General features: G+C 45.1%; 11 protein-coding genes. 4 read left to right on the plus strand and 7 right to left on the minus strand.

The features are described 5' to 3' along the window. The first annotated feature begins 130 nt into the window (after positions 1–130). The 3 genes from ydiJ (at position 131) to vsple_RS06105 (ending at position 5,425) form a co-directional block, all read left to right on the plus strand. On the plus strand, positions 131–3,166 hold the full coding sequence (ydiJ, locus tag vsple_RS06095; RefSeq protein WP_261882973.1) for a D-2-hydroxyglutarate dehydrogenase YdiJ: 3,036 nt from the start codon (positions 131–133) through the stop codon (positions 3,164–3,166). A 59-nt stretch (positions 3,167–3,225) separates the two neighbouring features. Continuing rightward, positions 3,226–3,687, plus strand: a complete 462-nt coding sequence (locus vsple_RS06100) for a methyltransferase family protein (protein ID WP_261882974.1) — start codon at positions 3,226–3,228, stop codon at positions 3,685–3,687. 133 nt (positions 3,688–3,820) lie between these two features. Continuing rightward, positions 3,821–5,425, plus strand: coding sequence for a S1 family peptidase (locus tag vsple_RS06105; RefSeq protein WP_261882975.1), 1,605 nt, complete (start codon positions 3,821–3,823; stop codon positions 5,423–5,425). A 161-nt stretch (positions 5,426–5,586) separates the two neighbouring features. Here the strand turns inward: vsple_RS06105 and vsple_RS06110 are convergent, their stop codons facing one another. From vsple_RS06110 to hutC, 6 genes are all read right to left on the minus strand, one after another. Next, a complete protein-coding gene (locus vsple_RS06110; protein ID WP_255230871.1) occupies positions 5,587–6,312 on the minus strand; it encodes a DUF3581 domain-containing protein in 726 nt (241 codons plus the stop codon). Between the two features lie 267 nt (positions 6,313–6,579). Continuing rightward, positions 6,580–8,112 (minus strand): histidine ammonia-lyase, encoded by a 1,533-nt coding sequence (gene hutH, locus vsple_RS06115; RefSeq protein WP_261882976.1) that lies wholly within the window; start codon positions 8,110–8,112, stop codon positions 6,580–6,582. 14 nt (positions 8,113–8,126) lie between these two features. Continuing rightward, positions 8,127–9,821: a urocanate hydratase gene (gene hutU / locus vsple_RS06120; protein ID WP_032549217.1), complete on the minus strand. Its 1,695-nt coding sequence runs from the start codon at positions 9,819–9,821 to the stop codon at positions 8,127–8,129. Positions 9,822–9,864: 43 nt separating this feature from the next. Next, positions 9,865–10,860 carry a formimidoylglutamase gene (gene hutG, locus vsple_RS06125; protein WP_261882977.1) on the minus strand — a complete coding sequence of 332 codons (996 nt, stop codon included), beginning with the start codon at positions 10,858–10,860 and terminating at the stop codon, positions 9,865–9,867. Beyond that, positions 10,847–12,091 (minus strand): imidazolonepropionase, encoded by a 1,245-nt coding sequence (gene hutI / locus vsple_RS06130; RefSeq protein WP_420833789.1) that lies wholly within the window; start codon positions 12,089–12,091, stop codon positions 10,847–10,849. The genes hutG and hutI overlap by 14 nt, the downstream gene beginning before the upstream one ends. Before the next feature lie 105 nt (positions 12,092–12,196). Continuing rightward, positions 12,197–12,910, minus strand: coding sequence for a histidine utilization repressor (hutC, locus tag vsple_RS06135; RefSeq protein ID WP_261882978.1), 714 nt, complete (start codon positions 12,908–12,910; stop codon positions 12,197–12,199). A gap of 205 nt (positions 12,911–13,115) precedes the next feature. Here hutC and vsple_RS06140 point away from each other — a divergent pair, with 205 nt between their 5' ends. After that, positions 13,116–13,859, plus strand: a complete 744-nt coding sequence (locus tag vsple_RS06140) for a sporulation protein (RefSeq protein ID WP_261882979.1) — start codon at positions 13,116–13,118, stop codon at positions 13,857–13,859. 268 nt (positions 13,860–14,127) lie between these two features. On the opposite strand, the gene vsple_RS06145 is transcribed toward vsple_RS06140, so the two are convergent. Continuing rightward, on the minus strand, positions 14,128–15,105 hold the full coding sequence (locus vsple_RS06145) for a DUF3187 family protein (protein WP_261882980.1): 978 nt from the start codon (positions 15,103–15,105) through the stop codon (positions 14,128–14,130). Positions 15,106–15,427: the final 322 nt, after the last annotated feature.

Consider the following 15,427-nt stretch of genomic DNA (forward strand, 5'->3'; position numbering starts at 1 on the left):
CTGAGATTCTTATTTGATCACCTTTTTATATGAACTTATTAGTAGTAAAGTGACGAAATTCAAAGAAAATTATTAAAATTCTAATTTAACCCATTGCTGATAGGATCAGCGAAGTAGGGGCAGGAAGCAAATGTTACCAAGACTTCAACTCAATGCTGATGTCGATCCAGTTGTTGTTCGCTTTTTAGAAGAGTTAAAAGCGGCCGGTTTTACTGGTGACATCGAATCTCATTATTCAAGCCGCTTAGCCGTCGCAACCGATAATAGTGTTTATCAACAGTTGCCACAGGCGGTGGTACTCCCTAAGACTACTCACGATGTTTCGTTGGTCGGAAAAATCAGTGCCAAATCCACGTATGAAAGAGTGACTTTTTCGCCACGTGGTGGTGGTACTGGTACGAATGGGCAATCCTTGACGAAAGGTGTGGTGGTCGACCTCTCTCGATACATGAATCAAGTCATTGAGATCAACGAGAAAGAGGGTTGGGTGCGTGTTCAAGCGGGTATCGTCAAAGATCAATTGAACGATGCGATTCGACCTTATGGCTATTTCTTTTCCCCCGATCTTTCGACCAGTAACCGCGCCACACTTGGCGGTATGATCAATACGGATGCTTCTGGTCAAGGCTCGCTGAAATACGGCAAAACGTCCGATCATGTGTTATCGTTACAAGCGGTGTTTGCTGACGGTTCTATTCTGGAGTCAGACCTTTCAAATGGGTTACCTAACGTTGGTGAGTACGCCCATAAAGCGTTAGAAGTGACGGAATCTGTTTGTCGTGAAAAACGTCAACAAATCCTAGAAAAATTCCCACCATTGAACCGCTTTCTTACGGGTTACGACCTAAAGAACGCGTTGAATGAAGAAAACGACCGTTTTGATATCACTCGCGTCTTGTGTGGTGCAGAGGGGTCATTGGCTTTTATTACTGAAGCCAAGCTAAATCTTACTCCTATTCCAAAAGCTCGAACGCTCGTCAACGTGAAGTACAACTCGTTTGACTCTGCATTGCGTAATGCGCCATTTATGGTGGAAGCGAATGCTTTGTCTGTCGAAACCGTTGACTCACGAGTATTGAATCTCGCTAAGCAAGATATTGTTTGGCATACAGTGAGTGATTTGCTGACTGATGTGCCGAATAAAGAGATGCTCGGTATCAATATGGTTGAGTTTGCTGGTCAGGATGAGGCTGAAGTTGAAGCTCAAGTGAGTGCACTGACTGAACGCTTGAACCAAATGCTAGAAGCGGAAGAAGCGGGTATTATCGGTTTTCAAGTGTGCAGTGACTTAGCGAGCATTGGTCGTATTTATAACATGCGTAAAAAAGCCGTAGGCTTGTTGGGGGCAGCAAAAGGACGAGCTAAGCCTGTTGCATTTGCTGAAGATACTTGTGTGCCGCCAGAGAACCTAGCAGACTTTATTGCTGAGTTCCGTGAACTGCTTGATGCTAAGTCTCTAAACTATGGCATGTTTGGCCACGTGGATGCGGGGGTTCTGCACGTGCGTCCAGCGCTGGATCTTTGCGATCCGAAACAAGAAGCGTTGATGCATGAAGTCTCCGATGAGGTCGTTAAGCTGGTGGCGAAATACGGCGGCTTGATGTGGGGTGAACATGGTAAGGGTTATCGCTCTGAATATGGTCCAGACTTCTTTGGTCAAGAGCTGTTCACGGAGCTTCGTCGAGTAAAAGCGGCGTTTGACCCGCACAACAAGATGAACCCAGGTAAGATCTGTACACCGCTTGATAGTGATGCAGAGCTGGTTAAAGTCACCGACACTAAACGCGGTTACTACGATCGTCAGATTGATGTACAAGTCCGTGACAGCTTCAAGCAAGCGATGGAGTGTAACGGCAACGGCCTATGTTTTAACTACGATACAAGCTCACCGATGTGCCCATCGATGAAGGTGACGGCTGATCGTCGTCATTCTCCAAAAGGCAGAGCGGGCTTAGTGCGTGAGTGGTTACGTCAATTGACCGAGCAGGGGGTTGATATCCTTGATTTGGAGCAACAAGCGCTAAACGACTCTACGCCTGTGAAAACCATGATCGAACGTGTTCGTAACTCGCTGAACAAGCGTCACGAATACGACTTCTCTCATGAAGTGCATGAAGCGATGAATGGCTGTCTTGCGTGTAAAGCGTGTGCGAGCCAGTGTCCGATTAAAGTTGATGTTCCAAGCTTCCGCTCTCGTTTCTTAAATATCTACTACTCTCGTTACCAACGTCCGGCGAAAGACTATTTGGTGGCGAACATTGAAACCATGTTGCCGCTGATGGCAAAAGCGCCAAAAGTTGTCAACGCGGCTCTGTCTCAGAAATGGGTGCAAAGCGCGACAGCAAAAACCGTAGGTTATGTTGATGCACCTTTGATGTCTGTGCCTACGCTGGATAAGCGACTATCTGAAAAGCAGCTCAAGGCGTTTGACTTACAGTACTTAGAAGGTCTGTCGAAGGAACAAAAACAACAGCACGTTCTGATCGTTCAAGACCCATTCACCAGTTACTACGACGCAGACGTGGTTGAAGACTTTGTCTCGTTACTTATCAAGCTTGGGAAAACTCCGGTTGTTCTACCATTCAAACCAAATGGTAAGGCTCAACATATAAAGGGTTTCTTGAGTAAATTTGCTAAGAACGCCAAATCGACCGCTGATTTCTTATCGCTCATTGCGGATATCGGTATACCACTTGTGGGTGTTGATCCGGCTCTGGTACTTTGTTACCGCGATGAATACTTAGAAGTTCTCGGTGATAAGCGTGGTGATTTTGATGTACTCACCGTGCATGAATGGATGCTGCCACGTCTTGAAGAGTTTGCTACTCGCGAGTCTAGCGAAGAGATGTGGTACCTGTTTGCTCACTGTACTGAAAAGACCAAAATGCCAAATGCAGAGAAAGAGTGGGGCGCAATATTCGCTCACTTTGGTGCCGGGTTAACGACGGTGCCCGTGGGTTGTTGTGGTATGGCCGGTACTTTTGGTCACGAAGTCGATAAGCTACAGATGTCGAAAGATATCTATGGATTGAGTTGGAAGCCACAAATTCAAGATCTCCCGAAAGATCGATGCCTTGCAACAGGGTATTCTTGCAGAAGTCAGGTTAAGCGCTTCGAGGGGGAGAAACTTGCTCACCCACTACAAGCACTTGAAAGATTGATATAAATGATGAAGCCCAGCAATGACTGGGCTTTTTAATATCTCAATATCGCATAGGGAAGGCTATGAAGTTCTTGGAATTAAAAGTACCACCGCTCGCGCTATTTGTTGTGTTTTTATTGTTGTCGTATTGGCTAGCCAATAGTCTGACGTCAGCCTCGTTCTCTCTTCCTTATCATCAGCTCATATTATTCGTGGGTATCTTGAGTAGCGGTGTGATTGGCCTTTCTGCTGTTTGGGAATTCAAAAAACACAAAACTACCGTCAACCCAATCAAAGTGGACAGTGCCTCATTGGTGGTTGATTCAGGTATCTTCGGATACAGCAGAAACCCAATGTATCTTGCGCTCTTCATCCTGCTCTTTTGTTTCGGATACTATCTTCAAAATCTATTTAGTCTTGTGCTTAGCTTGTTGTTCGTTATCTATATGAACCGCTTTCAAATCCTTCCTGAAGAGCAAGCATTGGAATCGCTATTTGGGGCTGAATACGTTGATTACAAACAGAAAGTTCGCCGCTGGATTTAAAAAGGTGATCTGTAAATGAGAATAAATCTCACACCTTAATGTACGTCACAAAAATACAAAACTCATGTTTCATATGTTTTATTTATAAATTAGCCTGCGCCAACTAATAGAAGTATTTAAGGCTAGGTAAAATATGAAACAGACTAAGTTGCTGTCCGCTGTTATTGGATTGGCATGTTTGTCTTCGACATCAGCGTTCGCTGACGTTTCTTCTCGAATCATTAATGGTGAGCAAGCGGCTACGGATAGCTGGCCATTTATGACGGCACTTGTTTTTAAAGATATTGATGCGTACAACGGACAATTTTGCGGTGCAAGTTATATAGGAAAGCGTTATGTCTTGACAGCTTCACACTGTGTTGACGCTATGAGTGGTAAAGATTTCGATGTAGTTATCGGGACATCGAACCTCGCTTCAACTGAGGCGGAGAGCCATCGATATTCTGTGAAAAATATCTACATGCATGCCGATTACAACCGCATTCGATTGAACAACGATATTGCTATATTGGAATTAACGGAAGAGCCTCAAGAGAAACAGGTTTCTTTAGTTGATCGCTTTACACGCACGAATCTACAAAATGGTCAAACCTTAACGGTAATGGGATGGGGAGACCAAGACGCCTCAGACCGCTACGCTTCAAATAGTAACTTGTTTCAGGTGAATGTACCTCTAGTCGACCAAGCTATATGCCAAGCTGCGGGTGATAATAACTCGAACTATGGTTTTATTGGCGATGATGCGTTCTGTGCGGGCTTTCCTGCTGGTGGGAAAGACTCTTGTCAAGGTGACAGTGGTGGCCCCATCATTTTAGAAACCAATGGGAGTTACGAACAGTTAGGTATTGTTAGTTGGGGAGATGGATGTGCCCAAGCTAATGCTTATGGTGTTTACACCAACATAAGCCATTTTGAATCATGGATCGCTGATAAAACAAAAGGCTTTAGTTATCGTGAAAATGAGTACCTTGGTATGCGTACTCCTGGAGAGCTTACTCATACCTTTGAGTTTGCAAACTACAGTGATCAGGTAATTACGGTTTCTAATGTCACTCCGTTGAAAGGTGCTGTCATCGTTAACAACGGTTGTAACAACATTGCGGTTGGTGAAACTTGTCAAATCCAAGTGACCAAAGAGATTAATTTAATCGGCAAGGACCCATTTGGTGTCCAGATAAATACCGATTTGGCAGGGTCTGAGGTGGTAACAAGTAATGTGAATGTGATAGGTGCTCGTGAGTTAAATCAAAGTGCTGCCTCTCTGATTAATATTCCAAACAGTGAAATATTGAGCACCGAAGCGTGGAGAGTGGAAGGCAGTGAGATCGTTTCACCATCACTAAGTCATGCTCAAATAGCTCGTGTTAGTATCCAGGGTATTCCAAGAGGTACAGTATCGTTAGACTTGAATGTGTCGACTGAGCAAAACTATGATTATATGCTGATTTTTGTTAATGGACAGTTAGAGTACTCTAAGTCAGGTACTGGATCAGATACTGCTCAACTTAGATTAGTCCGTGAAACTGGCAATAGCATAATGATTGCTTATGCAAAGGACGAAAATGGTATTGGTGGCCAAGATAAAATTAAGTTCAGCAACCTTAAATACACTAATGAGGTTGTGATCTCTAAATCAAGTGGTACTCAAGTCGCTAAGTCGGGCGGCGGCGGTGGTTCATTTGGCTGGCACTGGTTGTTAATGTTAGTGGGCGTTGGTTTACTAAGAAAACGCCACTAATTTCCCAGTGTTTTGATTTAAAGAGCTTCATAGTGTGAAGATCTTTTTGTTGAAACCTTACCTGTCGTCAATTAGGTTGCAGACATCAAAAAGCCCAGCTTATCACAAGCTGGGCTTTATAATTTTTGCTATTGCTTTGCGCTACAGAGAAGTTTGACTCATTAAGCGGCTGCAGCGAACTGTGCTAGAAACATATCTTTGCGCTCGTTGAAGCGGTTTACTAGGTCGTCAACTGACGCTTGGTCGTATGGCTTAAGGCCACTTGCTACCATGCGTTTAACGCCTTTACCAACCACTTCGCCATCTTCTTTAAAGTCGAAGTTAAGAGTTACAACACCGCGCTTGCCTTCAACGTCGAATGTTGCGCCAGAGAACGCAACTTCTGGGTGAGTTAGGTCTAAACGAGAAAACTCTACTTCCATGCTTTCATAGATAACCAGAGGACGTTGACAGTTGATCATCATCTGTTGCTCTTCCATAAGAGGAACCATGATGTGCGGGAAGTTCATACCCGAGAACTGAACGTAGTTAGTCACGACATGCTCGATGAAGGCTTGATCTTGGCTTGTTTCACCTTCACATGTCATGTGTAGGTACTCTTTGCCTTTCTCATCAACAACAGCACTTTCTTTATCGCATTTGTTTTCTACATCTAATGCAATGCCATCGCTTACCATGCCTGAAAAATCAAAACGCATCTTTTGGCTGATGCCTTGCTTTTGCAGTAGAACCGCAAATAGTAGGTCGCCAGGTACACAGAAGCGTTTGTTATCTTCATCGTGAATTGGGTTGAAATCACCAGCAACCTTTTTTGCGAAGTGACTAGCTTGTTCACGAGTGAATTGAAATTTGTTTTCTTCAGTAGAAACGTATGGTGTTAGAAACATAATACCGCTATTCATTATCAAAACTGGGGCGATTATAACGGACTAATTCGAATCTAATGGTCTATCCAGTTAGTGACTGTGTTCATATTCTACTGACCGACCGTGTAGGTTTTATGTGATCTTGATTGTTATATTGATGCTGCAAATGGCAGGGGTGACTAGGAAGGTAAAGGGGCAAATTATTAAAGCCTGCACTCGATACCCGGGGTAATGAAGTGCAGGCTTAGTCGGTTAAGCGGCTAATTTATTAGCTTAGAAAATTGCTACTTAGAAACTACATAGAATACCGTCAGGCATTAGATGGTTGTGTACTGAAAGCTTAAGCAGCAAGTTAGCTTGTTCAATGTCTGGCGCGAAATAGCGGTCTTTGTCGTAGAAGCTGACTTTCTCTCGTAGAATTTGTTTCGCTTCTTCCACTCTCGCTGAAGACTTGTTTGGCGCTCGGAAATCAAGCCCTTGCGCTGCTGACAAGTATTCAACGGCAAGGATGCCACGGGTATTTTCGGCCATGTCACGTAAGCGACGGCCTGCGAATGTTGCCATTGATACGTGATCTTCCTGGTTTGCAGAGGTTGGCAAACTATCAACCGAAGCAGGGTGCGCGAGTGTTTTGTTTTCACTTGCTAGTGCCGCAGAAGTTACCTGAGCGATCATAAAGCCTGAGTTCACACCACCGTTATCGACCAAGAATGGAGGTAGTTTGCTTAATGCGCTATCGATAAGCAGAGCCATGCGTCGCTCTGACAAGCTACCGATTTCTGCAATCGCGAGGGCTAAGTTATCAGCGGCCATTGCCACAGGTTCTGCGTGGAAGTTACCACCAGAAATAATGTCGCCATCGTCTGCAAACACTAATGGATTATCAGACACAGAGTTTGCTTCAATATTTAGGATATCCGCTGCATTTCTAATCTGTTGCAAACAAGCACCCATCACTTGAGGCTGACAACGTAGTGAATACGGATCTTGAACCTTTTCACAACAAGTATGAGACTCACCAATTTCACTGGTTTGATCGAGTAGGTGACGGTAAGCCAGTGCAGCGTCCATTTGACCACGGTGGCCACGTACGCGGTGGATACGAGGGTCGAAAGGTCGACGGCTTCCAAGCGCCGCTTCTACTGACATCGCACCACATACTGTTGCAGACGCAAATAGATCTTCTGCCGCAAACAGGCCTTCTAGTGCAAATGCTGTAGAAGCTTGAGTGCCGTTGAGTAGTGCTAGACCCTCTTTCGGTGCGAGGGTAATTGGCTCAAGCCCTGCAATTTGCATCGCTTCTAGGCCAGTAATGATCTTGCCGTTGTGACGCGCTTGACCTTCACCCAGTAGAACCGTACTCATATGAGCAAGGGGTGCCAAGTCGCCCGATGCACCTACAGAGCCTTTTTGTGGCACACAAGGATAGACTTGCGCGTTCACTAGGTCGATAAGTGCATTGATGACCTTAAGACGAATACCTGAATAGCCACGTGACAAGCTGTTGATCTTTAGCACCATCATTAGACGAACGGTTTCGTCAGACATGAACTTGCCGATACCAGCCGCATGCGAAAGCACGATACTTTTCTGTAGTACTTCTAAATCTTCAGGTGCGATTTTCGTGTTTGCGAGTAAGCCAAAACCAGTGTTGATGCCATACACGGTACGATCTTCGGCGATCACTTGTTCAACGACCTGAGTGCTTGCTTCGATATCCGGAATGGCTTCAGGGTCCAACGATAGGTTCACTGGGCTACGGCTGATTTTACGAAGCTCGGATAGGCCAAGTTGTCCTGGTTTCAGTAATAGGTTCAACATATCTTCTCTCACTCTTAAAGCTTACGTAGTTCAGCGTTTAACATAGGTAGGTCTAGCTTTTGGTCTTTCGCACACTGTTTAGCAATGTCGTAGCCTGCATCAGCGTGTCGCATTACACCAGTTGCTGGGTCGTTGTGCAGCACGCGAGCAATACGACGAGAAGCATCATCACTACCATCACAACAGATCACCATACCTGAGTGTTGCGAGAAGCCCATACCTACACCCCCACCGTGGTGTAGAGACACCCAAGTTGCGCCGCCCGCTGTGTTCAGTAGCGCGTTGAGTAGTGGCCAATCTGATACAGCGTCAGAGCCATCCATCATGCTTTCTGTTTCACGGTTAGGACTCGCTACTGAGCCTGAATCTAGGTGGTCACGACCAATAACGACGGGTGCTTTTAGTTCGCCATTTTTAACCATTTCGTTGAACGCCTGACCTAAACGTTCACGGTCTTTCAAACCAACCCAACAGATACGAGCAGGTAGACCTTGGAACTGAATGCGTTCACGAGCCATATCTAGCCAGTTGTGAAGATGTGGGTTGTCAGGAATCAGCTCTTTTACTTTCTGGTCAGTTTTGTAGATATCTTCTGGATCACCAGACAGTGCAGCCCAACGGAATGGACCAATACCTTCACAGAAAAGAGGACGGATATATTGAGGAACGAAACCTGGGAAATCGAATGCGTTCTCGACGCCTTCTTCCAGTGCCATTTGACGAATGTTATTACCATAGTCCACGGTTGCTGCACCGCGTTCTTGCAGATCTAGCATCGCTTGCACTTGGATTGCCATAGATTGCTTCGCAGCTTTGACTACTTTCGCTTCGTCGGCTAAGCGCTCTTCCGCTGCTTTCTCCATTGACCAACCTTGAGGTAGGTAGCCATTGAGTGGGTCGTGAGCAGAGGTTTGGTCTGTTACGGCATCTGGGGTGATGTTGCGTTCAACAAGTTCTGGGAATACGTCGGCTGCGTTACCAAGTAGACCAACAGAGACGGGTGTTTCAGATTCTGTAATGATCGCCATTGCTTCATCTAGGCTGGTGGCTTTTTTGTCTACATAGCCAGTGCGTAGACGGTAATCGATACGAGATTCGTCACACTCAACCGCGATCATAGAAAAACCTGCCATGGTTGCCGCTAGAGGTTGAGCGCCGCCCATGCCACCAAGACCGCCTGTTAGGATCCAGCGTCCTTTTGCATCACCATTGAAGTGTTGTTTAGCCATTGCAACGAAGGTTTCGTAAGTACCTTGAACGATGCCTTGTGAACCGATGTAGATCCAGCTACCTGCGGTCATTTGGCCGTACATCATCAAGCCTTGTTTATCGAGCTCGTTAAAGTGCTCCCAGTTTGCCCAGTGCGGTACTATGTTTGAGTTGGCAATTAATACACGTGGTGCGTCTTTATGAGTTGGGAAAACGCCCACTGGTTTGCCTGACTGTACCAATAGGGTTTGATCGTCTTCTAGGCGCTCTAGTACTTCAACAATAGTATCGAAGCATTTCCAGTCGCGAGCAGCGCGGCCAATACCACCATAAACAACCAGCGAGTGAGGGTGCTCAGCCACGTCTGGGTCTAGGTTATTCATTAACATGCGTAGTGGCGCTTCTGTCAGCCAAGATTTAGTACGCAGTGTCGTACCATGCGGAGCGCGAATCTCACGTGAGGTATCTAGGCGAGGGTCGCTATTGTGATGTTCCGTCATGTTGGATTTCCTTATGTTCACGTTATCTTTGTTTTTATTGAAGTTATGCGTTTGCCATAGCGTTGGCGATATCCCAACATAGGCGCGCAGCAAGTCGAGCCGTCTGTTGGTCTATGTCGTAATTTGGGTTGTACTCTGCAATGTCAGCGAGTAGCAATTTATCTGAGTGTTGAAGTACGAGTTCTAACAGCGGCGCGAGATTGTCATAGCTGACTCCGCGTGCTGCTGGTGCACTGACTCCGGGTGCAGTAGCTGCTGGGAAAACATCAAGATCGATGGTTAGGTATAAGTAGTCGCACTGTTTGATAAATTCAGACAGCTTTTCTAGGTTACCGACTAGGTTAGGGTAGGTGATCTGGTGGTCGTTCAAATACCACACATTGAGCGCGTCTGCTTTTTTAAACAGAGCTTGCGTATTGCTCGCAGCGCTCACGCCTAAACAAGCGTAATGAAACGGCCAGCCATTATTTTGGCACCATTGGTGGATCTGATTGAATGGCGTGCCAGAGCTTGGTTTTACATCGGCAATCTCGCTTTCATGTTCACGTAAATCGAAATGCGCGTCGAAGTTGACGATACCGATACGAGGTGGTTGGTCTTGTGATCTCTGATCAAGGTGGTTGGCTAACCCCTGAAATGATGACCAAGCAATCTCATGTCCACCACCCAATACGATAGTGCGTGTTTCTTTTAGGGCTTGAGTCACAACCTCCGCACACTGTGTTTGTGCGTGAGTCAGATCATCACCTTCACACGTTACATTTCCGAGATCGTAAACATTCGCTTTGTTATGCCAAGCCATATTTGCGAGTGCTTGGCGAATGAGGTTCGGTGATTGCTCAGCTCCGACGCGCCCTTTGTTTCGTGCGACGCCAGCGTCAGTTTCAAAGCCGATAAGGGCAACGCCTTGCTCAGAAGGGATATTCTGACAATCAACGATCTGCGTGATGTGGTGAACTCGTTTACCATCCACTCCATCTTCTAGGTCATCACGACCTGTCCACTTGTGATTGTGCTGGGTTAGATTAGAAGCTGTCATGACATAGCTCTCCTGCAACGATACGTTTAGATAGACGTGGTACACCTACCTGATAGCTAAGATCCGCTGGGTGCTCAATGTTCCAGATTGCGAAGTCTGCGTCGTAACCTTCTACAATTTTCCCGCGAGAACCGGCTTTGCCAATGGCTTGCGCTGCGTGGCAGGTAACGCCTCTCAAAGACTCTTCCGGAGTTAAACCAAAGAGAGTGCAGCCCATGTTCATCATCAACGTGAGATCAGCAAAGGGTGAAGTACCGGGATTTAAGTCGGTAGCAAGAGCCATTGGTACTTTGTATTCACGTAGATGTTCGATAGGTGGTAACTGGGTCTCTTTTAAAAAGTAGAAAGCGCCCGGTAGCAGGTTTGCGACGGTATTGTTTTCGTTTAGTGCTTGCACGCCAGCAAGGTCGAGATATTCAATATGATCGACAGAGGTCGCTCCATAGTTTGCGGCTAATGCACTGCCGCCCATATTAGAGAGTTGTTCAGTGTGACCTTTGATGGACAAGCCATGCTTTATGGCCGCTTGAAAGATGCGCTCGGTTTGCTCCAATGTAAAGCCAATCGACTCACAAAACACATCGACTGAATCTGCAAGCTTTTCCGCAGCGACTCGTGGGATGATAGTGTCACAGATAAGGTCGACATACTTATCGGCGTTGTCTTTAAACTCAGGTGGAACGGTATGTGCAGCCAAAAGTGTAGTTGTGATACGCACACGACGATGGTTTTCTAAAGCCTTAGCTGCTCTGAGCATCTTTAACTCGTCTTCGAGTGTCAATCCATAGCCGGACTTAACTTCAACCGTGGTAACGCCACTACTTAGCAGACCATCGAGGCGCGGTAGGGCTAGTTCAATGAGTTCTTCTTCAGTCGCGGCACGTGTTGCTCGAACTGTCGATAAGATTCCGCCACCTTGCGCTGCGATGTCAGTGTAGGCTGCACCTTTTAATCTCATCTCAAACTCATTAGCACGATTACCCGCGTAAATAAGGTGAGTGTGGCTGTCGATCAACCCTGGGGTTACCAACTTACCTGAACAGTCAACAACCTGATGATCTGACATTGATTCTTGTGTAGCAAATACCTTTAACTCTGATGGCACGATTTGAGCAATTTTGCCATCTACGATTAGCACGTCTTGAAGCGCAGATATTGCGTAGCCGCTCTCGCCAACTTCCATTGAGCAAATACTGGCATTTTTGAGAATCAAGTTTGTCACCATTTCCATCGTTAACCTTGGTTGTTTAAATGTATATACAAATAAATAGGCTAAAGCGCTTAACTAATCAAGTTGATGTTGCAAAATTGTGATCAATAAGCAGGATGATGTGCTTTAATCGAGTAGTATTTTGGAGCTTAATTTGTATTTGGAACCAGGGTGATAAAGTAGGGCAAAGCTAACTAAGCGTTCGGCACTCCAAGTACGGCGATTGAGCAGTAAGCAAGGCTCGTTAGTTGCCATTTCTAGGCTCTTCTGAACTCTAGCGTCTGGCACAATGGCTTCTACAGTGTGCTCTATGGCACTCAATGGGCAGCTGTTTGAGAGGTATTCGTTCGGAGTAGCGTGAGTGAAATCTTGGTCAAGGTAGTGAGGAACAATGTCCGAATTCACCCATCGGCATTCTAACTGGGTTGGTGTTTCGTTAGAAAAGTGGATGATTTCGCTATAAAAAATAGGTGCATTGATCATGACGCCCAGTTGCATAGCGGTCTTTTCATCCGCGTTGATTTGCAGGTGCTTCAGCACTTGGCTTCGATGATCTTGTCCACGTTCACGTATCTCTTGAGCGATGTTATTGATGTCGAGCAGAGGAGATTGCGCCTTTTCTGTCGGCTCGCAGACGAAAGTACCGAGACGAGGCTTACGCACCAACTTCCCTTCACTTACCAGATCTCTGATAGCCTTATTCACCGTCATTCGACTTACGTTAAACTGTTCGGTCAGCTCTAACTCTGTGGTAATTCTGTGACCGGGCGGCCAGTGCCCCTTAGAAATTTTGTCATCTATAAACTGCTTGATCTGCAAATATAACGGCGCGTTCGACATACTTAACCCTCAATTGAATATACAAATAGGGTACCTGATTTGCGAACGATTACAATATTTACGCCAAATGTGGGGTGTGATGACTCATGGATGGGGCAAATTACTTGCTAATATGATGCAACTGCAGCAAATTGGTCGTTTGACCCTCAAGTCATTTAAGTAAGTCATTAGTCATTCAAAAACGATAATTCTAAAAAGGGAAAGTATGTTTAAAAAACTAAAAGCCTCGTTGGGTATAGGTGCGGCTAAAGTTGACACAGTTTTGGATAATATCGAAGTGTTCCAAGGTGGGGAATTATCCGGAAACGTCCATATTCTCGGTGGTGATGTAGAGCAGCAGATCGATCTGATTAATTTGGTGCTGAATACCGAAGTCAAAGTGGAAACGGAAGACAGCACAAGTTACGAGACCTTTTCTTTAGGAAGAATTCAAGCAGTAGAGCCATTCACCATTCAACCTGGTGAAACTAAGAAAGTCCCATTTCGCTTAAAGTTGAATGATGAAACGCCAATCACAGCACTCAATGCGAAAATGAATCAGTGCCATGTATGGGTAGAAACGAACCTAGATATCGGTTTCGCAATTGATCCTAAAGATCGCGACTTTATCGTAGTTAAACCTCTGCCGACGGTTGAAAAGATCATCCAAGGTGTTGAGACTGCGGGGATGACAATGGTCAAAGCCGATGTTGAAAAGGGCTACTTAAAAGGCAACACCTTCTCGTCTGTGTCGGGTTGCTACCAAGAGATAGAATTTAGAAACGGCGGTTTCATCAACAACAAAGAGATTGAGCTTTCATTTATCGTGAATGGTAATACGGTTCACTGCCTAGCTGAAATCGATCGTTCATTGAGTTTCCGTGATGACCAGTACATCTCATTTAGCCTGCCAATCAATGCGTCTGATAGTGATATCAATTCTGCTGTTTCTCGTATCATGAGCTCATAAGTAAGTAGTTGAATACCAATCACAGTAAGTAAGTGATCAGAAATAGCGCAGGGAAAAGGCTTGAGAACAAGGCAGCATTTTTCGGTAAGTAGTTATTCTACAATCAAAAATTCTAACGCAGTTATCGAGCGTTTTAACAAGCTAGGGTGAGCAATTATTTACTATGATTGGTATCAGTAGTCACTAAGCAAGAGTAAGCCGTGTCGATGCGCGGCTTTTTGTCTCTGGTCCATTCAAGTGAATGGATTGGTACATTCTATTGAGCAACTTACTCACTGCTTCTGATTCGATGACGATAAGCTATTTGAAAGCCAACATCGGTCGAGTTATCCATATTGATGATGTTTTCAATAATCGATAGCTCAACCGCGCCAAACGGCAATTTGTAGCGGTAACCGAAGAGAACTTCGTTGGCAGACTCTGAAAACTCGGTAGGGCCATTCTCTGCACCTTCATAAAGTCGATATTCCAAATGAAGTTCATGATTGGTGAGCAGTTCCAAGCGATACCCAACCATAAATGAGAGCAGGGTACTTTTGTGCGGAAAGTCATTCTCTCGTTCGTAGTCGGATTGGTGCGTGATTGCGATAGAGGAGTAGATACTTTGATCCGTAAATGCATAGCTGTAATTTAACTGCGCACTCTGCTCAAAACTTTCCCCTTCAAAGATACCGTTATTAACGTTGTTTTTATAAAGAGCGATACCCAATGACAGGCCGTGAGATGGCGTATTGATGAATTGGTATTGGCCATATAGCGTAAAGGCGCTGGTCAGAGTGTCCCCAGAGAAGTTGGAAATGTTGACACCATGTTGCGGTGCATAAATGTCGAATTCGTGTTTGTCTTTTTGGTCGCGTCCTGCTTGGTCAATATTAAAGAAGTCGTGAAAATCGATAATCAAACTATCAAGGTGATTATTGCCGGCATATAGCCAGCGGTAATTGAGTTCAAATTGCCAATCACTGTTGACTTGCCAGCGTAGTCCGGTGTGGAGTTGGTTTTGATAATAGTCGAGATGATAGTCATAGGAGTTAGCCCAGATACTCGCTGCAGTAAAGCTGGTAAAAAGCTCAATATCACCATCACTAATAGGGAAACCTGAACGTAGGGTTGGCGTATGACGCGTTGAATGCAGAGGGGACTGGACATAACTCAATAGCGGTCCATATTCATCGCTAGCAAAGCTAGGCGCAGTATGAAAGAGAGTCACAAAGCTCAGCGTTTGAATCAAAACTCTGTTTTTCATTCCCACCCCCAAGGTTAACTAGCGATAGTAAGTTAAGCTTAGTGGTAAAAATGATATTTAACATTTTATTAACCTTCGTTTTTTGGTTTGAATTTTTGGCTTTTTGTGCTTACTGAAAGTGCATGGGAGAAAGCGATCATTGTTATTTAATATGAATTCGTTACAATGCCTGCTCGCTTTTTAAAGAGGCATCTGTATTTGTTTCTTGAAAAGTGAATTTTACTTATGCATATATCCCCAACCAACTCCGCTTGGTTGACCGACATATATTAAACATTTTCATGTGTTGCTTGGTGTGCAACACCACTGTAAAGGACAAATA

The sequence above is a fragment of the Vibrio pelagius genome (assembly GCF_024347575.1).
GTDB classification, from domain to species: Bacteria; Pseudomonadota; Gammaproteobacteria; order Enterobacterales; family Vibrionaceae; genus Vibrio; species Vibrio pelagius.

Bases quoted from the DNA above. Each gene is read 5' to 3' on its own strand.
- vsple_RS06105 (WP_261882975.1), top strand. From the start codon at position 3,821: ATGAAACAGACTAAGTTGCTGTCCGCTGTTATTGGATTGGCATGTTTG.
- hutC (WP_261882978.1), bottom strand. From the start codon at position 12,910: ATGTCGAACGCGCCGTTATATTTGCAGATCAAGCAGTTTATAGATGAC.
- hutU (WP_032549217.1), bottom strand. From the start codon at position 9,821: ATGACGGAACATCACAATAGCGACCCTCGCCTAGATACCTCACGTGAG.
- vsple_RS06140 (WP_261882979.1), top strand. From the start codon at position 13,116: ATGTTTAAAAAACTAAAAGCCTCGTTGGGTATAGGTGCGGCTAAAGTT.
- vsple_RS06145 (WP_261882980.1), bottom strand. From the start codon at position 15,105: ATGAAAAACAGAGTTTTGATTCAAACGCTGAGCTTTGTGACTCTCTTT.
- ydiJ (WP_261882973.1), top strand. From the start codon at position 131: ATGTTACCAAGACTTCAACTCAATGCTGATGTCGATCCAGTTGTTGTT.
- hutG (WP_261882977.1), bottom strand. From the start codon at position 10,860: ATGACAGCTTCTAATCTAACCCAGCACAATCACAAGTGGACAGGTCGT.
- vsple_RS06100 (WP_261882974.1), top strand. From the start codon at position 3,226: ATGAAGTTCTTGGAATTAAAAGTACCACCGCTCGCGCTATTTGTTGTG.
- vsple_RS06110 (WP_255230871.1), bottom strand. From the start codon at position 6,312: ATGTTTCTAACACCATACGTTTCTACTGAAGAAAACAAATTTCAATTC.
- hutI (WP_420833789.1), bottom strand. From the start codon at position 12,091: ATGGAAATGGTGACAAACTTGATTCTCAAAAATGCCAGTATTTGCTCA.
- hutH (WP_261882976.1), bottom strand. From the start codon at position 8,112: ATGTTGAACCTATTACTGAAACCAGGACAACTTGGCCTATCCGAGCTT.